This is a genomic window from Enterobacter sp. A8, from assembly GCF_004296595.1.
Lineage (GTDB): Bacteria > Pseudomonadota > Gammaproteobacteria > Enterobacterales > Enterobacteriaceae > Enterobacter > Enterobacter cloacae.
Map to the genome: position 1 here is coordinate 533,129 of NZ_SCMF01000001.1, position 20,782 is coordinate 553,910.

Annotated in this window: 15 protein-coding genes; 4 read left to right on the plus strand and 11 right to left on the minus strand. The window is 56.8% G+C overall.

What is annotated here, in order from left to right:
* Window positions 1-23 precede the first annotated feature (23 nt).
* Genes silA through EQV24_RS02580 form a run of 4 tightly spaced genes read right to left on the minus strand, consistent with a single transcriptional unit; the run spans window position 24 to window position 6,182 of the window.
* The gene (silA, locus tag EQV24_RS02565) at window positions 24-3,164 is read right to left on the minus strand and encodes a Cu(+)/Ag(+) efflux RND transporter permease subunit SilA (RefSeq protein ID WP_130626118.1); all 3,141 of its coding nucleotides are present in this window, start codon (window positions 3,162-3,164) and stop codon (window positions 24-26) included.
* Between the two features lie 10 nt (window positions 3,165-3,174).
* Window positions 3,175-4,416: an efflux RND transporter periplasmic adaptor subunit gene (locus EQV24_RS02570; RefSeq protein WP_130626119.1), complete on the minus strand. Its 1,242-nt coding sequence runs from the start codon at window positions 4,414-4,416 to the stop codon at window positions 3,175-3,177.
* Window positions 4,417-4,427: 11 nt separating this feature from the next.
* A complete protein-coding gene (cusF, locus tag EQV24_RS02575) occupies window positions 4,428-4,769 on the minus strand; it encodes a cation efflux system protein CusF (RefSeq protein ID WP_058679091.1) in 342 nt (113 codons plus the stop codon).
* Between the two features lie 27 nt (window positions 4,770-4,796).
* Window positions 4,797-6,182, minus strand: a complete 1,386-nt coding sequence (locus EQV24_RS02580; RefSeq protein ID WP_129317630.1) for an efflux transporter outer membrane subunit — start codon at window positions 6,180-6,182, stop codon at window positions 4,797-4,799.
* A gap of 162 nt (window positions 6,183-6,344) precedes the next feature.
* Here EQV24_RS02580 and EQV24_RS02585 point away from each other — a divergent pair, with 162 nt between their 5' ends.
* Together EQV24_RS02585 and EQV24_RS02590 are read left to right on the plus strand one after the other, a co-directional pair.
* Window positions 6,345-7,028 (plus strand): copper/silver response regulator transcription factor, encoded by a 684-nt coding sequence (locus tag EQV24_RS02585; RefSeq protein ID WP_029883300.1) that lies wholly within the window; start codon window positions 6,345-6,347, stop codon window positions 7,026-7,028.
* Complete coding sequence (locus tag EQV24_RS02590) at window positions 7,018-8,475, plus strand: Cu(+)/Ag(+) sensor histidine kinase (protein WP_130626120.1); 1,458 nt, start codon at window positions 7,018-7,020, stop codon at window positions 8,473-8,475. The genes EQV24_RS02585 and EQV24_RS02590 overlap by 11 nt, the downstream gene beginning before the upstream one ends.
* Here the strand turns inward: EQV24_RS02590 and EQV24_RS02595 are convergent.
* Window positions 8,443-9,354, minus strand: a complete 912-nt coding sequence (locus EQV24_RS02595) for a LysR family transcriptional regulator (RefSeq protein WP_108453146.1) — start codon at window positions 9,352-9,354, stop codon at window positions 8,443-8,445. The genes EQV24_RS02590 and EQV24_RS02595 overlap by 33 nt on opposite strands.
* A gap of 117 nt (window positions 9,355-9,471) precedes the next feature.
* Here EQV24_RS02595 and EQV24_RS02600 point away from each other — a divergent pair, with 117 nt between their 5' ends.
* Complete coding sequence (locus EQV24_RS02600; protein ID WP_130626121.1) at window positions 9,472-10,881, plus strand: MFS transporter; 1,410 nt, start codon at window positions 9,472-9,474, stop codon at window positions 10,879-10,881.
* Between the two features lie 36 nt (window positions 10,882-10,917).
* Here EQV24_RS02600 and EQV24_RS02605 read toward each other — a convergent pair whose 3' ends face one another.
* Genes EQV24_RS02605 through EQV24_RS02615 form a run of 3 tightly spaced genes read right to left on the minus strand, consistent with a single transcriptional unit; the run spans window position 10,918 to window position 13,642 of the window.
* On the minus strand, window positions 10,918-11,913 hold the full coding sequence (locus EQV24_RS02605) for a DUF2891 domain-containing protein (protein WP_130626122.1): 996 nt from the start codon (window positions 11,911-11,913) through the stop codon (window positions 10,918-10,920).
* 23 nt (window positions 11,914-11,936) lie between these two features.
* Entirely contained in the window at window positions 11,937-12,923 is a 987-nt protein-coding gene (locus EQV24_RS02610; protein WP_013096574.1) for a DUF979 domain-containing protein, read from the minus strand.
* On the minus strand, window positions 12,920-13,642 hold the full coding sequence (locus EQV24_RS02615) for a DUF969 domain-containing protein (RefSeq protein ID WP_013096573.1): 723 nt from the start codon (window positions 13,640-13,642) through the stop codon (window positions 12,920-12,922). Before EQV24_RS02615 ends, EQV24_RS02610 begins: the two co-directional genes overlap by 4 nt.
* Window positions 13,643-13,857: 215 nt before the next feature.
* On the opposite strand from EQV24_RS02615, the gene EQV24_RS02620 reads away from it, so the two are divergent.
* The gene (locus EQV24_RS02620; protein ID WP_013096572.1) at window positions 13,858-14,406 is read left to right on the plus strand and encodes a winged helix DNA-binding protein; all 549 of its coding nucleotides are present in this window, start codon (window positions 13,858-13,860) and stop codon (window positions 14,404-14,406) included.
* A gap of 2 nt (window positions 14,407-14,408) precedes the next feature.
* Here EQV24_RS02620 and glgX read toward each other — a convergent pair whose 3' ends face one another.
* Genes glgX through treZ form a run of 3 tightly spaced genes read right to left on the minus strand, consistent with a single transcriptional unit; the run spans window position 14,409 to window position 20,749 of the window.
* Window positions 14,409-16,484, minus strand: coding sequence for a glycogen debranching protein GlgX (glgX, locus tag EQV24_RS02625; protein WP_029883305.1), 2,076 nt, complete (start codon window positions 16,482-16,484; stop codon window positions 14,409-14,411).
* Window positions 16,485-16,499: 15 nt separating this feature from the next.
* Complete coding sequence (gene treY / locus EQV24_RS02630) at window positions 16,500-18,968, minus strand: malto-oligosyltrehalose synthase (RefSeq protein ID WP_130626123.1); 2,469 nt, start codon at window positions 18,966-18,968, stop codon at window positions 16,500-16,502.
* Window positions 18,965-20,749, minus strand: a complete 1,785-nt coding sequence (treZ, locus tag EQV24_RS02635; protein WP_058650736.1) for a malto-oligosyltrehalose trehalohydrolase — start codon at window positions 20,747-20,749, stop codon at window positions 18,965-18,967. Before treZ ends, treY begins: the two co-directional genes overlap by 4 nt.
* Window positions 20,750-20,782: the final 33 nt, after the last annotated feature.

Consider the following 20,782-nt stretch of genomic DNA (forward strand, 5'->3'; position numbering starts at 1 on the left):
CCGCCATCTCTGGCGGGGTCTGTTTATTGCTTTTTATACCTGCGCAACCAAATAAGCTTATACGCCGCCGGAATGATAAACAGCGACAGCAGCGGCGCTGTGATCATCCCGCCAATCATCGGCGCGGCGATCCGACTCATAACTTCTGAACCCGTGCCGGTTCCCCAGAGTATGGGCAGCAAACCCGCAATGATTACCGCCACCGTCATCGCCTTGGGCCGGACACGCAGAACCGCGCCATGGTACAGCGCGTCATCCAACGCTTGTGCGGTGAACGTCTCTCGCCGGGATAAGGCCGGGTTCGCTTCGATGGCATGGCGCAGATACATCAGCATCACCACGCCAAACTCGGCGGCCACCCCGGCTAGGGCAATAAATCCGGTGCCGGTGGCGACAGACATATGAAAGCCCTGCCAGTACAGGAACCAGATCCCACCGACCAGAGCGAACGGCAGACTTATCAGGATCAGCAAGGCTTCATCAACGCGGCGGAATGCCAGATACAGCAGAATGAAAATAATCATTACCGTCATCGGCACCATCAGCTTCAGTTTCTTATTGGCGTGTTCCAGCAATTCAAACTGACCGGAGAATGACACGCTGGTTCCCGGTCTCAGCTTCACGTTCTGGCTGATGGCCGTCTTAAGGTCATTGACCACCGACACCATATCCCTGCCGCGGGCATCAATATAGATCCAGCTGGTTGGTCGGGCATTTTCCGTTTTAAGCATCGTCGGGCCGGAAACGACACGTATGTCCGCCACATCCCCCAGCGTGATTTGCTGCTTCATCGGGGTCAGGATCGGCATCTCTTTCAATGCCTGCGGGCTGTTCCGGTAGTCCTGGGGATAACGGATATTAATCGGGTACCGGGCCACGCCCTCGACCGTTTCCCCTACCGTCTCGCCACCAATGGCGGAGGAGACAAACAGCTGCACATCCCCCACCGTCATACCGTAGCGGGACGCTTTTTCACGATTAATATCCACATCAATGTAACGCCCGCCTTCCAGCCGCTCTGCCAGAGCAGACACCACGCCGGGCACGGTTTTGGCGACCGCTTCAATGCCCTGCGCCGTGGCGTCGATATCCGACAGAACGGTGCCTGACACCTTGATACCGATTGGGCTTTTAATCCCGGTAGAAAGCATGTCGATGCGGTTACGGATCGGCGGCACCCAGAGGTTAGCCAGACCCGGCAGACGGACGGTTTTATCGAGTTCGTCAATAATCTTGTCAATCGTCATCCCGGGTCGCCACTGATCCTCGGGTTTCAGCTGAATGGTGGTTTCCACCATTTCAAGCGGTGCGGGGTCCGTTGCAGTCTCTGCTTTACCGGTCTTGCCAAATACAGACGCCACTTCAGGAACGGTTTTGATGAGCTTGTCTGTGGTCTGCAACAGCGCAGCCGCTTCAGCCGGAGAAACGCCCGGCAGTGTTGATGGCATATACAGCAGATCGCCTTCGTTGATTTTCGGCAGAAACTCGCCACCCATCTGACTCAGCGGCCAGATAACCGTGAAGATCGACAAGGCCGCCACCAGCAGGGTTGTTTTTGGCCAGTGAAGCACCCTCAGCAGCAGCGGATGATAGGCTTTAATCAGCAGCCGGTTCAGCGGGTTACTGCTCTCGGCAGGAATTTTCCCCCGGATCCAGAAGCCCATCAGAATGGGAATGACGATAATGGCCAGCGCGGCTGCGCCTGCCATGGCGTACGTTTTGGTAAAGGCCAGCGGACCAAACAGACGCCCTTCCTGACCTTCGAGGGTAAAAATAGGGATGAACGATAAGGTGATGATCAGCAGGCTAATAAACAGCGCGGGGCCTACTTCAACGGAGGCGTTGGTGATCACCTTCCAGCGGGTCGCGTTATCAATCTGCTCGCCAGGGTGCTGATGATCCCACTCCTCAAGCCGTTTATGCGCGTTTTCAATCATCACGATGGCGGCATCCACCATCGCCCCCACGGCAATGGCGATCCCGCCCAGGGACATAATATTGGCGTTCAGCCCCTGGAAATGCATGACGATAAAGGCAATACACAGGCCTAGCGGCAGAGAGATAATCGCCACCAGCGCAGACCGCACATGCCAGAGAAACAGCGCGCAGACGATGGCCACCACAATAAACTCTTCCAGCAGTTTATAACTCAGGTTATCAATGGCCCGGTCAATCAGCTGGCTGCGATCGTACGTGGTAACAATCTCAACACCTTCCGGCAGGCTGGCCTTCAGCGTCTCCAGTTTATCTTTTACCGCGGTAATCACGTCACGCGCGTTTTTACCCGAACGCAGGATCACCACGCCGCCCGCGACCTGTCCCTGCCCGTTAAGCTCGGCAATCCCGCGCCGCATTTCAGGTCCGGTTTGTACGCGAGCAACATCACGCAGATAAACCGGTACCCCGTTCTCGCCGGTTTTCAGGACGATGTTATTGAAATCATCAATGCTCTGAAGATAGCCGCTGGCCCGGACCATATACTCTGCTTCCGCCATTTCGACCGATGAGCCCCCTGCTTCCTGATTAGAGGATCCCAGAGCCTGCTTCACGTCAGCCAGACTGATGCCGTATTGCGCCAGTTTCAGCGGATTGACCTGGATCTGATACTGCTTTACCACCCCGCCGACCGAGGCCACTTCCGCCACGTTCGGGATGGTTTTCAGCTCAAATTTCAGGAACCAGTCCTGCAGGGAACGCAGTTCGGACAGGTCGTGTTTACCGCTGCGATCCACCAGCGCATATTCAAAGATCCAGCCCACGCCCGTAGCGTCTGGCCCAATTTCCGAACTGACGCCAGCAGGCAGTTTCCCTTGGACCTGATTGAGATATTCCAGAACGCGCGAGCGGGCCCAGTAGAGATCGGTCCCGTCTTCAAAAATAACGTACACATAGGAATCACCAAACTGTGAAAACCCACGCACGGTCTTCGCACCCGGCACCGACAGCATGGTCGTGGTGAGCGGATACGTCACCTGATTTTCGACAATTTGCGGTGCCTGGCCGGGGTAACTCGTTTTAATAATCACCTGAACATCAGACAGATCGGGTAAGGCATCCACCGGCGTATTGATAATGGTCCATGTTCCCCAGACGCTAAGAAACAGCGCCCCCATCATCACCAGAAAACGGTTGGCGACAGCGCGCCGGATAATCCATGCAATCATCGTCGTCTCCTCAATGGCCTGAATGATTCTTTTCAGGCTGACGCATACGCTCCAGCGCACCGGTAATATTGGCTTCGGAATCAATCATGAACAGACCGCTAACCAACACCGACTCCCCTTCGTTCAGGCCGGAACCTACGGCGGACTGCTGCTGGGATTCGTGCAGAACGTGGATCTGCTTCGGCACAAACCGGCCGTCCGCATCAACGGTGATGACCCGCTGTTCTTTACCCGTATCGATAACGGCCTGGGAGGGGATCAACAGCATCTCCTGGCTTTGGGTGTTCAGCTTCAGATATGCATTCATGCCCGGCTTAAGCCGTTCGTCTTTGTTGGAAACCTGCAAGCGAACCTGCAGCGTACGGGTGGCAGGATCGACGCTTGGCAAAATGTTCCATTTTTCAACGTGAAACGATGTGTCCGGGTACGCCGGGACCGAAATGTCAAACTGCGAGGAGTCTTTCAGCAGATACGCGATGGATTCAGGTATGGCCGCGCTGATCCACACCGGATCCATCCCCTGAATCTGTGCCACAACCTTATCTTTCGAAATATTCATCCCGGTACGCAGGTCAAAGCCGGTGATCACCCCGTCAATGGGGGCTTTGATGGTAAACCGGGTCTGGACCGTGCGGGTCGAGCGTAACCTTTGAATATCCGCTTCCGGCATGCCTGCCAGACGAAGCCGTTCAAGCACCCCTTTCAGCTGCGTGGGAGTGCCGCCGGTGCCGGACAACAGAAGGAACTCACTCTGCGCTTCCACCCACTCCGGAATGGTGATATCGATGAGCGGCGTGCCTTTCTTCACACGATCGCCTGTCGTCAGGGGATACACTTTCTCCACAAAGCCTTCGGATCGTGCCTGCACAATCACAAACTGATATTCGTTATAGCTGACGTTGGCCGGGATGGTCTGGGCATAATTCAGCGTGCCGCGGGTTACTTTTTGCGTTTTTAATCCCAGGTTCTGAACCTGCGTCGGATCAATACGGATACCGGCACCGTTTTTATCGTCATTCTCATCCGCGTATTTAGGTACCAGATCCATATCCATAAACGGCGATTTACCGGGCTTATCGAATTTAACGTCGGGCTTCATCGGGTCATACCAGAAAAGCACCTTTCGTTCCGGCGGGGTATTTTCTGTTTTTTCGGCAGCATAAATATACTGCCACGCCGTCACTGCAATCAGCCCTCCCGCAAGAAGGCTGCCGATTATCATTGCAGCATATTTAACCTTTAACGATGCCATGCCGTTTCCCGCTATTTAATGCTTTTGAGTAAAGAGATATTGCCCTGCTGCACAAAAGAAAATTTCACGTGGTTGCCGACTTTTACGGCCTTAATACTTTCGTCTGCGTCAGTAAAGGTGAAACGCATGGTCATGGCGGGCCAGCCAATTTCCGGGATGGCTTCATGAGCGATCGTTACCTTTTTGTTTGTGAGATCAATGTCCTTCACGATGCCAGTCCCGGAGACAACCTGCTCTGTGGCCCCTTCGCTGGCAGCACTCATCTCTGCGTGCTGATGAACCTCAGCCTGCAGGCCGGCAGAAAACATCATGGAGATCGCACCGAATACAACGGCCTTCATTGAATTACGCATATTATTTTCCTGTTGAGTTAATTGCGGTTATTCGACCCAACCGCCGCCCAGTGCGGTGAAGAGATTAATTTCATTAACCTGTCGGGCATAAATAAGGTCGAGAATGTTTTGCTGCGTGGAAAACAGTGCGCGTTCCGCGTCTAATACTTCGATATAACTGACCACACCGCGGGTATATAACCCTCTGGCACGCTGCAGGGTGATGTTTAGCGAATCAAGATACCGCTGTTGCGCAGCAAGTTGCTGGCTGAGGCTGTCCCGCAGCGCGAGCGCGTCGGCGACCTGTTTAAAGGCGGACTGAATTTTTTGTTCGTAATTCACAACCGACTGCTGCTGGCGAATTTCGGCCAGCTTCAGGTTGGCTTTATTCCTGCCCGCATTAAAAATGGGAATGTCTATTTTGGGAATAAAATTCCACATGCCGCTGCCGGACGTGAAGAGGCCAGATAATTCCGTGCTGCCCGTTGAAAGCCCGCTGGTCAGGGAGATGGACGGGAAAAAGGCAGCGCGCGCCGCGCCAATATTCGCATCGGCCGCTTTAAGCTGATACTCCGCCTCCATAATATCCGGGCGCTGCAGCAATATTGCCGATGAAAGATGGGGCGGCAGTATTACCGGCACAATATCGCTGGCGTTCATTCCGCCGTCGCCAGGTAGCGCGCGATACGTTCCGAGGACCAGCTGCAGGGCATTATTGGCCTGTGCCAGCTCCCCCTCTCTTTTGGCAATTTCTGCCCGGGTACTTTCGATCTGCCCCCGGGCCTGCTCCAGCGCCAGCACGTTCGTGCTTCCCGTCACCAGCTGTTGCTCAACGAAGGCGTAAGACTGCTGATAATTTGACAGCGTATCCCGCGCGATACGCAGCTGTTTGTAGGCCAGCTGCTGGTTGAAATAGCTCTGGGACACATTAGCGACAAGCAAAATATGCACGGCACGACGGGCTTCTTCGCTGGCGAAAAAGTTTTGTCGGTCGGCATCGCTCATGTTCTTTAGCTTGCCAAAAAAGTCGAGTTCGTAGCTAAGCGCAAGTCCCGCGTCGTACTGCTGTGAGGTGGGTTTGTCACTCTTTAGCCCCCCGCTGTAAGTGACGCCCGAGGAGGCGTTCAGCTGAGGATAACGATCCGCATCCGTCACGTTGAACTGCGCCCGGGCCTCTTCAACCTTCAGCGCGGCCATTTTTATATCGCGGTTGTTCTTCAGGGCCTCTGTAATCAATCCCGCGATTTGCGGATCGACGAAGAAGTTGCGCCAGCCGGTGTCATGATACATGCCCTCCACGGGCGTCAGGCTGTTACGCGACAGCGAAAACTGCTGGGGTACCGGTGACGTCGGGCGCTGGTATTCAGGGGCCAGCGAGACGCATCCTGTCAGGATAAATACCGTAGTGATGCTTAGTCGTTTTAGCAGGAACATAGCGGTTCAGATGAATTCCAGAGTATTTTTAGGGCTACTCTACTGAACGCGTCCTGTTTGACGGGTGACAGGATAATGACAATGTTGTCATTTATGGCGTAAGTCATTGTTAACGGTCGCGGGTGCAATAGAATGTGCTGAGCAGCCAGTCGGGGAAGCGTGATGAAAATATTGATTGTTGAAGACGAAATTAAAACCGGTGAGTACCTCAGCAAAGGGCTTACGGAAGCGGGCTTTGTGGTGGATCGCGCTGACAACGGCCTGACCGGCTACCATCTCGCCATGACCGCCGATTATGACCTGCTCATTCTGGATATCATGCTTCCTGATGTGAACGGCTGGGATATCATCCGCATGCTCCGCTCTGCCGGAAAGGGAATGCCGGTCCTGTTGCTGTCGGCTCTCGGCACCATTGAACACCGGGTGAAAGGCCTGGAACTGGGGGCGGATGATTACCTGGTTAAGCCCTTTGCCTTTGCTGAGCTGCTCGCCCGGGTCAGAACGCTGTTACGACGCGGCAATACGGTGATCGCCGAGAGCCAGTTTACGGTGGCAGATCTGAGCATCGACCTCGTATCAAGGAAGGTAAACCGCGCCGGAAACCGCATCCTGCTCACCAGCAAGGAGTTTAGCCTGCTGGAGTTTTTTGTTCGCCATCAGGGTGAAGTGCTGCCCCGCTCGCTGATTGCCGCGCAGGTCTGGGACATGAATTTCGACAGCGACACCAACGCGATTGACGTCGCGGTGAAGCGGTTACGCGCCAAAATCGATAACGATTATGAACCGAAGCTGATCCAGACGGTACGCGGCGTGGGCTATATGCTGGAGGTTCCGGATGCAGAGTAAGCCCGCCAGACGCCCCTTCTCCCTGGCTCTGCGCCTGACGTTCTTTATCAGCCTCTCCACCATTCTGGCTTTTTTCGCGTTTACCTGGTTTATGCTCCACTCCGTTGAAAAGCACTTTGCCGAGCAGGATATCAGCGATCTACAACAAATCAGCCGCGCCATGCACCGCATACTGCAGTCGCCCGCGGAGCCGGATGAAAAGAAAATCAGCAAAATCAAAGAGTCGCTGGCCAGCTATCGCAACGTTGCCGTCCTGCTGCTCGATCCCCGTGGCAATGTGCTCTTCAGCTCACAGGGCGAGGCCATCCGGCCAGCGGTGAATACCGCGGATTTCAGCGCCCATCGCCGCGCGCAGGATGTGTTTCTTTGGTCAGTGGAGGATGCTGGCAAGGCGATGCACGCCGAGTCCGACATGAAGAAGGAAACATACCGGATTATCGCCTCGTCCGGCACGGCGACATTGCAGGGAAAAGAACAACACTATGTCATGCTGATCGGCCTCTCCATTAATTTTCATCTTCACTACCTTGAGACGCTGAAAAAGAACCTGATTGCCATCGCGGTGGCGATCAGCCTGCTGATTATTCTGCTCATTCGCATCGCGGTACGTCAGGGACACCTGCCCCTGCGTAACGTCAGCAATGCGATAAAAAATATCACCTCAGAGAATCTGGATGCGAGGATTGAGCCGTCGCGGGTGCCGGTTGAGCTGGAGCAGCTGGTGATCTCGTTTAACCACATGATTGAAAAAATTGAGGATATCTTTACCCGTCAGGCAAATTTCTCTGCCGATATCGCCCATGAGATCAGAACCCCGATCACCAATCTGGTAACGCAAACGGAAATTGCGTTAAGCCAGAACCGCTCGCCGAAAGAGCTGGAGGATGTGCTGTACTCCAGCCTTGAAGAGTACAACCGGATGACCCGCATGGTCAGCGATATGCTGTTCCTGGCCCAGGCGGATAATAATCAGCTGATCCCTGACAGGGTAACCTTTGATTTGAGCGCGGAGGTGATGAAAGTCTTTGATTTCTTCGAAGCCTGGGCGGAAGAACGCCATATCACGCTGCGTTTTAACGGCACGCCCTGCCTGATAGAAGGCGATCCGCAGATGTTCCGGAGAGCCATCAATAACCTGCTCTCCAATGCCCTGCGCTATACGCCGGACGGAGAAACGGTGACCGTGTCGGTAAGCGAAAAGGAAAACGTGTGCGAGCTGATCGTTACCAACCCCGGCAAGCCGATCCCTGAGGCACATTTGCCCCGGCTGTTCGACCGCTTTTACCGGGTGGATCCGTCCAGACAGCGAAAAGGCGAAGGCAGCGGGATCGGCCTGGCGATTGTGAAATCCATCATCACCGCGCATCACGGCAACGTGCATGTGGAATCCGATGCTGTGTCGACCCGTTTTATATTATCGGTGCCGCGACTGATGGCACACCGCTAGCACCTTCTCTCTGAGCCACCGGTGGCCCGGATCCTGTTCCATCCGCGGGTGCCACATCTGCGATACGGTAATGGTCCGGGTGTTGAACGGCAGTTCAAAGATGTGCACATTCTCGCTCATCGGTTGATTGAGCAGATACAATGCCGGGACCATCGCAATCAGATCGGACGCCAGCGCCACGGATAACGCAGTCGGAAAACCGGGCACCACGCTGGCGATTTTGCGTTTCATCCCCCGCGCGGCCAGGGCATCATCAACAAAACCGTGTGATGAGCCATTTGGCGCGGTCACCACATGACCCCAGGCGACATAATCCTCAAGGCTGACTGTTGGCAGCGCCGCCAGCGGATGCCCTTTGCGCACCGCGCCAACAAAGCGGTCCTCAAAGAGCCGCTGCAGACGAATTTCGGGCCCCATGTTGCTCTGCACACCAATTTCCAGGTCAACCAGCCCCTCCCGCAGATAACGCGACGTTTTCTCCGGTTTTGGGGCAAAGCGGATGCAGACATCCGGCGCTGTTTCCGCAACGGCCGCAATCAGCAACGGGCCAAACGCCACCACAAAGCCATCATTGGCTCTGACGGTAAACACCCGTTCAAGATTTTCTGCCCGGAAGGTGTCCGTTGAAGGCTGCAGCACCGCCCTTGCCTCATGCAGCGCATGTCGGGCGCGATCCCGGGTGGCTTCGGCCCACGGAGTCAGCACCATCTGACGCCCGGCCCGCACCAGAATCGGATCGCCGGTGACCTCACGAAGTCTGCTCAGCGTGCGGCTCATGGCTGAGGTGCTCAGGTTAAGACGCCGCGCCGCCCCCGCCACGCTGGCTTCAGCCAGCAGGATGTCGAGTGCGACAAGCAAGTTGAAATCAGGATCGGTCACAAAACCTCCTCATACAGGGCGTTTGATGCAACGTATAAGTGCAAATGCTGCGTCTTCCGCCCTGTATAACCCATTACTATAGTGTCGTCATCAACATTCTTGCCTGGAGATAACACGATGACGCTCTTTTCAAACCAACCCGGCGACGAAGGGTTACCGGGACATGAACGCGCCCGGGTGATGGCTGCAGTGATGACCACCACGTTGATGGGCGTCTTCGATGGCACCATGATCAACATTGCCCTGCCATCAATGGCCAGCGCGATGCAGGTGCCCGCGAATGTCGCAGTCTGGTTCGCCAACGGTTACCTGCTGTCTGCGGCAATGACGTTAGCCATCTTCGCCGCACTCGCCGCGCGGGTGGGTTACCGCCCGGTGTTTCTGGCAGGACTGGCTACGTTTACCCTGACCTCGCTCGGCTGCGCGCTGGCAACAACGCCGGAAATGCTGATCGGGATGCGTATTTTGCAGGGTATCGGCGGCGCGGCCACGCTGAGTATTGCCCCGGCGATCCTGCGCTCGGTATTCCCGGGACGGCTGCTTGGCCGCATTCTGGGGTTACACGCCCTGCTTATCGCCGCCAGCACCGCCATTGCACCGGTGCTGGGCGGAACAATACTCGACGTACTGAGCTGGCAATGGCTGTTCGCGATCAACATTATGCCCGGCACCGTTGCCCTGCTGCTGGCCTGGAAAGCGCTGCCGCGGGCGACGGCCTCTGATACGTCCCCGTTTGACGTGCCCGGTGCCCTGTTGTCCGTGATCCTGCTGGGGTCGATGATCATGGCGGCAAACAGCATAGAGAATAGAGCGCACGCCATCAGCACCGTTTGCTGGGCATTTGTCGCTACGGTCAGCCTCATCGCTTTTGTCTGGCATATCCGCCGTGCCCGGAGCCCCATCCTGCCGCCGGTGATATTCAGCAACGGACGGTTGACCCTCGCCGCGCTAACCTCGCTGGCCTCGTTTGTGAGTCAGGGCATTACCTTTATCGCGCTGCCGTTTCTGTTTCAGAGCGTGTACGGCTATAGCCCGGCGATCTCCGCTTTACTGTTCACCCCCTGGCCGATAGGTATCGTACTCATTGCGCCGCACGCGGGCCGTTGGGCAGACACCATCTCCGCCCCGTTGATCTCCACGCTTGGACTGATGATTTTTGTCGTTGGGTTGATTTTGCTGGCGACGCTGCCTGCCGGCCCTTCTGCCTGGGATATCTGTCTCAGGAGCCTGGTGTGCGGTATCGGCTTTGGCTGTTTCCAGAGTCCCAATAACCGTGAAATGCTCTCTAACGTTGCCCGGGAGTACGCCAGCTATGCATCCGGGGTGTTGTCCATCGTCAGAACGTTCGGCCAGTGTCTCGGTGCCGCCGTGGTGGGAGTTTTGCTGGCTGCGACCGCAGGGTCAGATCATCAAATGCTGGATGACGGTGCCGTTCATATTGCGCTGTGGATCGCGGTGATCGCGTCAACTGCGTCAGTATTATTTAGCGTTAGCCGACTGCGTCGCGCGCGACAGGCTACGGCATAAATGCCAGGGCAGCGTCCTGCGACGCTGCCCCCATATTTACTCCAGCGCCAGCAGCGCAAAACTCGCCAGCCAGTGCCCACCGCTGTAGTGGCTGCCGACAACATGCTCGACGCTCGCCGTCAGGTGTTTCGCCACCGCATCACGCAGCGCCTGCTGCGCCGGATGATCCTCCGGCAGCGCACTGGCAATATGCTTCATGCACCAGGCGCGGCTGAGGTTTAATCCGTCCAGATGCGCAATTTTGGGGTCGGTACGGTCGCTCACTTCTGCCGGGGTCATCAGCGCTGAAACGGCTCCGATATTCGGCAGAAACGCGTCGAACCAGGCCGGGAAATTCTTCGCGACCTTGCTCATCAGCAGAGCCTCTGTCAGCGCGCCGGACACATACTCATCACCACCCGGTTCATAGTGAGCCGGATACTGGGTATCCGCGTGATAAAACCGCGTCGCCGCCTCCAGAATGGCACTCTCCAGCGCGTTATCTTCCACCGCCCGGGCGTAATCGATCCCCAGCGCGAGGGCAAACGCGGTGTTGTAATGCGTGCCAACCCGGATCGGGTACGTCAGCTTACTGAGGTAATCCACCAGACGGTTGCGAATGTCCTGCGTTAACGGCGCAAGCGTCTGATACCAGCCTGCCGCCTGCGGCAGCGATGACTGTTTCAGCTCCTGGGCCAGTGCCAGTAGCCAGCCGTAGCCATACGGACGCTCGAACGAGGCGCGGAACGGCGCGTTGAAATAAGCCAGCTCCTGCGCCACGTTTTCTGGCGTGAGATGGTCGGCAAACAGCGTGATAATGTCATCCCGGCACGACAGTTCCGGGTAGAGGCGCAGGCAGCGCAGCAGCAGCCAGTAGCCGTGTACCGCCGAGTGCCAGTCAAAACAGCCATAAAAAATGGGATGCAGTTCGCGCGGCGGCAGGACGTCCCCGTCATCATTGAGCAGATGCATAATGTGGTTCGGGTATTCCTGGCGCAGATAGGTCAAAGGCATTCTGGCAAAAGCATCAGCCTGGTGTTGCGTTAATTCCATCACAGCTCCTTAGGTTGCCACGCTTAGCGAAACACGAGGAAGTACATTAAGAACACGTTGACCACCAGCAGGGTTAACGCGGTCGGGATCTGGATCTTAATGACCTGATATTTGTCTTTCAGCTCCAGTAACGCGGCGGGAACGATGTTGAAGTTCGCCGCCATCGGCGTCATCAGCGTGCCGCAATAGCCAGCGTACATACCAATCGCCAGCAGCGGTGCCGGATTACCGTGATGCACGTGGATCAGAAACGGTAAGGCGATACCGGCGCTCAGCACCGGGAAGGCCGCAAAGGCATTACCCATGATCATGGTGAACAGCGCCATGCCGACGCAGTAAATCACCACCAGCATAAAGCGGCTGTCCGGGTTCACAAACAGGCTGACTACCTTCTGCACGGAGTTGCCGGTATTGGCCACCACAAAAACCCCGCCCAGCATGGCCAGCATCTGCGGCAGGATCACCGCCCAGCCAATGGTATCCACCAGTCGGCGAGACTGACGGACGGCATGCAGCGGCGTACCTTTTGTCAGCCACCAGCCGGTAAGGATGGCCGCCACACAGGCCACGCACAGCGCCGCCAGCGTGAGCTGTTTTTGATCGAGCAGGTAAACCCCGCCAATCGACACCCCTTTCAGGAACAGCGTGCCGATAACCGTCACTACCGGGATCATCAGGGCCGGTAAAAACAGCCAGTTTTTCAGCCGGTTTGAGGAGGCAATACGCTCAGGCTCACTGGCCATTTTGTACTGCCCTTTACCGACCAGCCCAAAGCCTGCCAGAAGGGCAATTACAATCACGGCGCCGCCAATGATCCGGTACGCCAGCGAGCGGCCCAGCTCCTGCACCATCAGGTCACCGAACAGGAAGATCCCACCGAACAGAAACCAGAACAGCGCCGTGGTAAAACGTTTGGGGTTGGCGCGATCGCGCAGGGTCATAACCACCAGCAGCATCACGACAAAGCCAATCAGGTAGTACACGCGGTTAATGGTGAGCAGCGTCATCATGGCGCGATCTCCTGCGTTCCCTGCCCGGCTTTCCAGGCCATCACGTCACGGCGGATGCTGGCATCCAGGCGCAACAGACGCGTCATATGAATAATCAATGCCGCAATCGCCGTCGGGATCGCCCACAGGCCGATATGCAGCGGTTCAATACCCTGAATACCGTTCTCCTTCAGGAAGGCGTCGATCAGCAGCACCGCCCCGAAGGCGATAAAAATATCTTCGCCAAAGAACACCGCGATATTGTCACACGCGGCGGCATGGGCTTTGATTTTGTCGCGAATATGCTGGGGCAGTTCGCCGTACTCGTTCAGCGCCGCCCCTTCGGCCATCGGTGCCAGCAGCGGACGCACCGTCTGGGCATGACCGCCCAGCGACATCAGCCCCAGCGCGGCCGTCCCCTCGCGGGCGACAAAATAGATCATCAGAATACGCGCCGAAGTGGCGCTGGCGATCTTCGCCACCCACGCCTGTGCGCGCTCTTTTAGACCGTAATATTCCAGCAGACCAATAACCGGCAGGATCAGAATGAATGTAGCCAGAGAGCGGCTGTTGACGAACTTCTCGCCGAAGGTTTCCAGCAGCATGCCGAAATCCATCCCAACCAGCAGACCCGTCGTCAGCCCTGCTACCACGACCACCAGTAGCGGGTTGAAGCGCAGGGCAAAACCAATAACCACCACCGGGATCCCGATAAGCGGCAACAGTGTAGAACCGTCCATAAACGTTACCCTATCCAAAGTGAGCGTTGCGCGCCGACGGCTATTTTTTTAATTTGCGGCGAGCGATGTTGTGTTTTCCGTCAGGCTTCGAAAACCTGCGTTAAAAAGCTATATCTGAACCGCAAAAACATGTAAACAATTTATCAATAAAATGTTCTTATTTTATCGATGAGTTTACATTTCCGGGCAACAGCCACACTCCCGTAAGGAACGTTATGACCCTGAAGAAAAGTGCTGCATCAATGAATCACGACGACATTAACGACGGCCGGATCGTCTCCTCCCGCCATCTGGTTTCCGAGCGCTGCGCGGAGCTATCGGAGCTGGAGTACGCGCTGATCATGACCAGTAACGCGTTCAATAAATGGATGGTGCGCTGCATGACCGCGGCCGGTGAGCCGGATATGGGGGCCTTTGACGTCTCGCTTTTGCATCATGTGAATCACCGCAATCGCAAGAAGAAGCTGGCCGATATCTGTTTTGTGCTCAACGTGGAAGATACCCACGTGGTGACCTATGCCTTGAAAAAGCTGGTCAAGGCGGGCTACGTCACCAGTGAAAAGGCAGGAAAAGAGCTTTTCTTCTCCACCACCGAGGCGGGAAAAGCACTGTGCATGAAATACCGGGATGTGCGCGAAGCGTGTCTGATCAACATACATGCCGAAAGCGGGATTTCGGGTGCCGCTATCGGTGACACCGCCCAGCTGCTGCGCACCATTTCATCCCTGTATGACACCGCCGCACGGGCGGCGGCATCACTTTGACATCACGGGCGTCTGAAGAGAGTAATACTGCGCCCCGCCAGTTCGTAATCCACGGTCCGGGTGATGACCTCGCCCGTGGCAACTTCCCCCGCCGTGGAGAGTTCCAGCACCCAGCCTCCTTCACCAAACTGCGGGATCTGGAACGACACGGCGCCTTCGAACGGGTTGAACAGCATCAGCACGTCGTGCCAGATCCCCTCCTCCTGGATGAGATCGGGCCGGCTGATGGAGACGCCGATTGTCGAGCCTTCCTCCCATTGCTCAGACTGCTGCGGTCCTCCTCCGGCGTTAAACCAGCGGATCTCAAGGCCGTCTCGCCAGCTCTCCCGGCGCAGCAGCGGTTGTTTGGCGCGAAGCGCAATCAGGTGCCGGGTAAACTCACGCAGCGCGACGTCGTTTTCTGACAACCCTTTCCAGTTGATCCAGGAGATCTCGCTGTCCTGGCAATAGCCGTTGTTGTTCCCTTTTTGCGTCCGGCCAAACTCATCCCCGGCCAGCAGCATCGGTGTACCGTGGGAGAACAACAGCGTGGTGAGGAAGTTCCGTTTCTGCCGTTCACGGGTGGCAATAATGTCGGGGTTCTCAGTCGGGCCTTCCTCGCCATAGTTATACGCGCGGTTATCGTTATGCCCGTCGTTGTTCTCTTCACCATTATCGGCGTTGTGTTTCTCGTTGTACGACACCAGATCGTTCAGCGTGAAGCCGTCATGCGCGGTAATAAAGTTGACGCTGGCCCACGGGCGACGCCCGCGTAAATCATAGAGATCGCCCGAGCCCAGCAGGCGGGCGGCAAAATCAGTGGGAACGTTATCGCCCCGCCAGTATTCGCGAACGGTATCGCGATATTTGTCGTTCCACTCGCCCCAGCCGGGCGGGAAGCCGCCCACCTGATAGCCGCCGGGGCCGATATCCCAGGGCTCACCAATGAGCTTGAGTTTTGATAAAACCGGATCCTGGGTCATGGCATCAAAGAAGCCGCCGCGCGGATCGAACCCTTCTGGCTCGCGCCCCAGTATCGTGCCCAGATCGAAGCGAAAACCGTCGATATGCATCGATTCCGCCCAGTAGCGCAGCGAATCCATGATCATCTGCAGCACACGCGGGTGTGAGGTATTCACCGTATTCCCCGTGCCGGTGTCATTGATGTAATAGCGATGCTGATCCGGCAAGGTGCGGTAATAGCTGTAGTTATCGATACCCTTGAACGAGAGCGTCGGGCCAAGCTCGTTGCCCTCTGCCGTGTGGTTATAGACCACGTCCAGAATCACCTCGATACCCGCGTCATGGTAGGCGCGGACCATATCGCGAAAACCCTGGATCCCCGCCGGGCCGTAATAGCGTGACGCGGGCGCAAAAAAGCCCAGTGTGTTATAGCCCCAGAAATTCTTCAGGCCGCGGTCCAGCAGGTGCTGATCGTCCGGGAACCAGTGAACCGGCAGCAACTCGACGGCGGTGATACCCAGACTTTTGATGTAATCGACCGAGGCTTTATGACCCATGCCTTCAAAGGTGCCGCGCAGCTCGGGCGGTATCGCCGGGTTGAGCTGGGTGAAACCTTTCACATGGCTCTCATAGACCACGGTATGCGGCCAGGGGATCGCTGGCCGCTGATGGTCCTGCCAGTCAAACGCATTCGGATCGATAACCCTGCATTTTGGAGTGAACGGCGCGCTGTCACGCGTATCAAAGCTCAGATCCAGCGCATCATGACCCAGTTCGTAGCCAAAATGAGCATCATTCCAGTCGATATCGCCCACCAGTTCACGGGCATAGGGATCGATGAGCAGCTTATGCGGGTTAAAGCGATGTCCGTTTTCCGGGTCATACGGCCCGTAGACGCGATAGCCATACAGCGCGCCGGGCTGGAGGTCGGGCACATAGCCGTGCCAGATCTCGTGGGTATATTCCGGCAGCTCCAGACGGGCGATTTCCGTTTTACCGGAGGGGTCAAACAGACAGAGCTCCACCCGCTCGGCGTGAGCTGAAAAAAGCGCGAAGTTAACCCCTTTCCCGTCATAATTTGCACCCAGCTGCTGGCCATGACCGGCCCGTATGTCAAACGTATTTTCCTTTGCCATTTTTGTTCTCCACGATTATTCGCAGGTAAGCAGAACTAACAAACTTCCTGTTTCAGACGTTAAATCCAGCGTCTCCCGCAGCGCCCGACGTTCACCGGTAAACAGATCCCGGTAGCGTTTCCCGGAAAGCTCTTCGGGGATGACGACCGAAGTGTTGGCCCACAGCGTTTCGTTTGTGGGGGTAGCAAAAACCAGACGCGGTACGGCAACAATCAGCGCCTCCCCGTCCTTCACGCGCGCGTAGACAATCAGATTTTCCTCGCGCTCGCCGCTGACCTTCAGCGGCAGCCAGTCGCCGTACTGGAAGAGCGATAAATAGTGCTGCCGGACGCGTAACAGCGTGGCGGTGACATACTGCTTCACCCTGCCGTTTCGCCACTGCTGTTCGTCGGCAAAGAGCTTTGCGTCGGCGCTGCTCAGGTTTTGCCTCAGCGTGGCGAAATCCGGCTCCAGCCGGTTATCCGGGTCGACCAGGCTAAAATTAAGCGCCTCGCTTCCCTGATAGATATCCGGTACGCCCGGCGCCGTCAGTTTGATCACCGTCTGGCTCAGGCTGTTCATCAGCCCGGCGCGGATAAAAGGTTGCAGGGAGGACGAGAAATCATGCAGGAACAGCGTGTTCTCAGGAGATAGCAAGTGCCGGACGTAATTCAGCACCACGCTCTCATAGCTCTCATTGCTGTCGATCCAGTCGGTACGCTGTTTGGCCTCGCGCAGCGCTTTCTCAATAAACCCGAGGAAACGCGCTTCGAGAGACTTCAGCCCTTCACCATCGTCAGGCGACAACGTTGCAGGCCAGACGCCCGCCAGCGCCTGGTAGATCATCCAGGTATCGGCCGCGTTTGGCGCGGTACCGTCATTGAGAAAACGCACCTGGGTCTGGTTCATCTGTCGCCAGCGCGCCAGATTTTCGCCCCACTGTTCCGGGGCTTCCGTCAGGGTGTAGAGGCGTGCCCGCGCGTCTTCCCCGCGCTTGGTGTCATGCGTGGAGGTCCCCAGCAGCGCATCGGGCTGACGGGCCAGACGGATGCGCATCTCCTGGTGAAAGCGGGATAACGAGAACGCGCGCGGGGTGGGATCGGCCCCCACTTCGTTCAGGGCGAGCTCGAGGTTATGGCGGAAAAAGAGCGTATCTTCCACCGATTTCGCCATCAGCGGCCCGGTAAGCTGCTGGAAGCGGGTTCTGAACAGCGAGGCCGCATCGCGGCTGCTGGCGTCCAGGTCGCCGGTGAGGATCCTCACCAACAGGCTTAACGCCGGTTCCGGTGCGTCGACGCTGGCAACAACCCGGTTCAACAGCGCGACATCCGGGGCGGTTAACCCGTCGGCGGTGCCGTAGGTGCGGTAGACCGGAAACGCAATCAGCAGTTCGCGCAGCGTGTAGCGTATGTCGTCCTGCGGCACGTCAATGTCGTTGCATCGGGCAAGGTCGGTGGCAATGTTAAGCAGCGTGGTGAATTCACCCTCAAAATTGCGATCGGTCATCAGCCCTTTAGCGTTGCGAAGTTCCGCATGGCGATCGACCGTCACGCCCAGCGTCTCGTCGTGGATTTTTTCCAGCCGCCCGAGGTTATTATCGTCGACCAGCACTTCGGCCAGCGAGGCGATAAACTCATATCCGGTGGTGCCGGAGACCGGCCATTCCGCAGGCAGTTGTTCCCCTTTGGCGAGAATTTTTTCCACCGTGATATAACAGTCGGGACCGGTAGCCTGCCGTAACCGCTGCAGGTAACCCAGCGGGTCGGCCAGCCCGTCGATATGGTCAATGCGCAACCCGTCGACAATGCCGGTATGCACGAGCTCGAGGATCAGGCGATGCGAATCCTGAAACACCCGCTCGTCTTCCACTCTGACGCCCACCAGGCCGGTAATTTCAAAAAAGCGCCGCCATGAGAGCTGTTTCGGCGCTTCCCGCCAGGACATCAGCCGCCAGCTCTGCGCCTCGTGGATCGCCTCGATGCTTTTCTCCGCAGCCCATGTTCCGGGGTTAAGCGGATAGGCTGTGTCATAGTAGACCAGCGCGGCCTCACCGGTGACACTGTCACGTTTAAGGGCAATTGCCCCCTTCTCCAGCTCGGCCTCAAAGGTGTCGCCAAGGAACGGCAGCGTCAGCGGGCGCGACCAGTCGATATCAAAATAGTGCGCGTAACGGCTTTGCTGACCAAACGCGATAACGTCCCGCCACCAGCGGTTTTCCAGCGAGGTCGACATGTGGTTAGGGACGATGTCCAGAATGAGCCCCATTCCCGCCTGCCTGAGTGCCGCCGTCATGCGGTCGAAACCGGCGCGCCCGCCAATGGCGGGATCGATTTCGTTAGGATCGGTGACGTCATAACCGTGGGTTGAACCGGTGGTGGCGGTAAATATCGGTGAGGCATAGAGATGGCTGATCCCGAGGTCTTTAAGATATGGCACCAGCTCCACCACGCGGTCAAAGGTCATGCCATTGCGGAACTGTATTCGGTATGTGGCACAAGGGATCATGATGCGTCTCCATCTGCAAAACGAACGACAATGCTGTTTGGCACTAACACCTCAGCGGCCTCCGGCCAGCTAAAGAGCGTTTCGCCTGCCAGCGCAGGAACGTCAACGGGCTTATTACCGATATTCAGCGCCAGCGACAATGTACCCGTCGGGAAAGACCAGCTCACCGCCACCATACCGGGAGCAGTCTTAACGATTTTGCCCTCAACGGTGCCGCCAGGGCGAAGTAACGGCACAAGATAGCGATGCCGCAGGACCAGCAGGCTTCGCGTGAAGCGCAGCCAGGATTTACCCTGCGCAGTCGTCACGTTGTGCCAGTCCAGTTTTGAGCGGGCAAAGGTCTGCTCGTCATTCGGATCCGGTACATCGCCATCGTGTCCGCTGTGGCCGGTAAACTCTTTTGCCCGCCCTTCCCGCACGGCTTTCGCCAGATCGCCATGAAAATCCGTAAAGAACAGGAACGGGTTGGTTTCGCCATACTCTTCGCCCATAAACAGCAGCGGGATATGGGGTGACAGCAGCAGCGCGGCGAGCAGAACGCGGGTTTTATCCGCGCCCGCAAGGGTAATAAGCCGTTCGCCCTGGGCGCGGTTGCCGGTTTGATCGTGGTTTTGAATAAAATCGACAAAGAAGGTCGGCGGCTGGGTGTGGCATTCCACCCCGCGTGAGTGTCCGGTCTGCAAAGAGACCTCACCCTGATAGACAAATCCTTCTGCGAGTGCTCTGGCGAATTTTTTTTCCGGTTCGAAGGCAAAATCCTGATAGTAGGCATGCGTTTCGCCGGTGGCAAAGACGTGGGCGGCGTTGTGGAAATCATCATTCCACTCGGCGGTAAACAGCGGCGTGGCTCCCTTCTCATCCCGAGGATGCAGAAAAATCACGTTACGGCTGTCCTCGGTGGTGAGATGGATATGACGATCCGGGAGCGCTTCGCGGATCGTTTCCGCGATCTGCTGAAGAATATGTTTCGACGCCGTATCTTTAATCTGGTCGATGGCATCAAACCGTAAGCCATCCAGACGGTATTCGGTCAGCCAGAACAGGGGCGCGTCAAGAATGTAGTGTCTGACCGGCTCCCGTTCATAGGCGATACCGTTACCCCACGGCGTCATTCTCTGCGCATCAAAAAACGCGGGTGACAGCAAGGGTAAGTAGTTTCCTTCCGGGCCGAAATGGTTGAGTACGATATCCAGCACGACAGAAAGGCCCAGGCCGTGCGCCGCATCGATGAACGCGTGAAAATCCTCCGGCGTGCCATAGGCGGAATGCGGGGCATACAGCAATACGCCGTCATAGCCCCAGCCGCGGCTGCCGCCGAACTGTGAAACCGGCATGACTTCAAGCTGAGTGATGCCGAGTTCAGCCAGATACGGCAGCTTGTCGATAGCCGCCCGGAAGGTGCCCTGCGGTGTAAAGGTGCCAATATGCAGTTCGTAAATCACCGTCTCTTCCCACGGTCGCCCTGCCCAGTCTGGGTTGATGGGCTGATAGCGGCCGGGGTCAATCACCACGGAGGGGCCATTAACGTCCCCTTTCTGCGCCCGCGATGCGGGGTCAGGTACCGCCATGCCGTCCTGTAAAACAAACTGATACTCGGTGCCATGCGTCACGCCAGGTACGTCAATCTGGAACCAGCCGTTCCCGACCGCCGTCATGGGCAGATCGCGTTCTGCCAGACGTAGCGTAAGTTGTTGTTGTCCCTCAGCCCAGACGCGAAAACGTACAACGTCACTGGAAATAAACTCAGCACCCCACTGCTTTTGAAATGTCCTGAATTCCATTCATTATCCTCGAATGACCCACATTTTACGCGG